Raw genomic sequence first — 2,184 nt, 5'->3', positions numbered from 1 at the left:
GCCGCGCGGCCGAGGCGCGCGCCGTGCTGCGCGAGGCCCACGCCGTCGGCATGCTGCCGGGCGACGCGCCGCTGGACTTCGCCTACGCCGCCGCCGGCGCGGGCGACGATCGGCTGGCCGTGCAGGGCTTCGCCGCCGCCGACCGGGCCGAACCGCTGAAGGGGGCGCAGGCGCTGGACGCCGCCTACGCCGCGCGCCGGGCCGGTCAGGATGCGGAAGCGATCACCTGGCTGGAACAGGGCGCGCGGACCCTGCCCGCCGAACAGATGACCGCCCAGCGGCGTCAGGAGATCGGCCGCGAGCTGCAGACGCTGGAGCATCGCTTCGGCGGCACGGCCACCGTCTCGACCGGCCCGGCCGACAGCGCCGCGCCCCTGCTGAACAACGGCGGCGATCAGGTGACCCAGGTCGGCGGCGAGGTCTGGGCCCGCGTCGGCGGCGACAACAACGGCCGCCCGGTGCAGGTCTTCGCCCGCGCCTACCAGACCGTCGACGCCGACACCGGCCCGACCGGAAGCGAAAGCACGCAGGGCTGGGTGGGCGTGCGCTGGAAGCCCTTCACCGAGACCAATCTGTCGCTGGAGGCCAGCCGCCTGATCGCCCTGGGCGACGCGGCGCGGGACGACACCATGCTGCGCGCCGCCTGGTCGGCGGATGTGGGCGGCGACCTGCGTTTCGACCGCGACAGCTGGCCGTCAGCCCACGTCTATCTGGACGTCGCCCGCCTGCTGGAAGACGAGCAGACCTATGCGGTGGCGGACGCCAACCTGGGCTGGACCTGGGTGGCGTCGGAGAGCCGTCGCGACACGGTCACCGCCGGCGTCGGCGTGAGGGCCGACTACGACAGCCTGCGGGCGGAGGACTGGGCGGTCGCGGCGGGCCCGCGCGTGGCGTGGAGGCACTGGATGGGCGGCGACGACCTGCGCGCGCCGGGCAGCTATCTGGATGTGTCGCTGGGGTATTACGCGCCGATCGGCGACGGGCCGCGGGACGAGGGGTTTGTGGCGGCGGTGACGGTGGGGTTCTGATCCGCGGAACGAAAAAGGGGGAGCCGAACCGGCTCCCCCTCCCCCTCAATCCTCATCCATCTTGAGCGCCGCGATGAAGGCTTCCTGCGGGATTTCGACCTTGCCGAACTGCCGCATGCGCTTCTTGCCTTCCTTCTGCTTCTCCAGAAGCTTCTTCTTCCGGGTGGCGTCGCCGCCGTAGCACTTTGAAGTCACGTCCTTGCGCAGGGCGCGGACGGTTTCGCGGGCGATGATCTTGCCGCCGATGGCCGCCTGGATCGGGATCTGGAACATGTGCGGAGGGATCAGCTCCTTCATCTTCTCGACCATGCCGCGGCCGCGGGTCTCGGCGCGGGTGCGGTGGACCAGCATGCTGAGGGCGTCGACCGGCTCGGCATTGACCAGGATCGACATCTTCACGAGGTCGCCCTGCTTGTACTCGGTGATCTCGTAGTCGAACGAGGCGTAGCCCTTCGAGATCGACTTCAGGCGATCGTAGAAGTCGAAGACGACCTCATTCAGCGGCAGTTCGTAGACGACCATGGCGCGGGTCCCGACCCAGGTCAGTTCCTTCTGCTCGCCGCGGCGGTCCTGGCACAGCTTGATCACGCCGCCGAGGTATTCCTCGGGGGTCATGATGGTGGCCTTGATCCACGGCTCCTCGATCTCGAGGATCTGCATGACGTCGGGCAGGTCGGCCGGGTTGTGCAGGTCGACGGTCGTGCCGTCCCGCTGCTTGATCTTGTAGACGACCGAGGGAGCCGTCGCGATCAGGTCGAGGTTGAACTCGCGGCTCAGGCGCTCCTGGATGATCTCGAGGTGCAGCAGGCCGAGGAAGCCGCAGCGGAAGCCGAAGCCCAGGGCGGCCGAGCTTTCCATCTCGTAGGTGAAGGAGGCGTCGTTCAGGCGCAGGCGGGCGATGGCCGCGCGCAGGTCCTCGAAGTCGGCGGCGTCGACCGGGAAGAGGCCGCAGAAGACCACCGACTGGACTTCCTTGAAGCCCTTGAGCGGTTCGGCGGTCGGGCGCTTTTCCTCGGTGATGGTGTCGCCGACGGCGGCGTGGGCGACTTCCTTGATCTGGGCGGTGATGAAGCCGACCTCGCCCGGGCCGAGCTGGTCGACCGGGGTGTTCTTGGGCAGGAAGACGCCGACGCGGTCGACCAGGTGGGTCGAGCCG

2 protein-coding genes are annotated in these 2,184 nt (G+C 69.6%); one reads left to right on the top strand and one right to left on the bottom strand.

What is annotated here, in order from left to right; genetic code table 11:
* Nucleotides 1–1,028 (top strand): NfrA family protein (locus VGE03_RS11775; RefSeq protein WP_331046664.1); only part of this gene is annotated, 1,028 nt, incomplete at its 5' end.
* A gap of 45 nt (nucleotides 1,029–1,073) precedes the next feature.
* Here VGE03_RS11775 and lepA read toward each other — a convergent pair.
* The coding region (gene lepA / locus VGE03_RS11770) for a translation elongation factor 4 (RefSeq protein ID WP_331046663.1) at nucleotides 1,074–2,184 on the bottom strand (1,111 nt) is incomplete at its 5' end.

This window comes from Brevundimonas sp. (assembly GCF_036400995.1).
GTDB lineage: Bacteria > Pseudomonadota > Alphaproteobacteria > Caulobacterales > Caulobacteraceae > Brevundimonas.
This window is presented reverse-complemented; position numbering and strand designations above follow the sequence as displayed.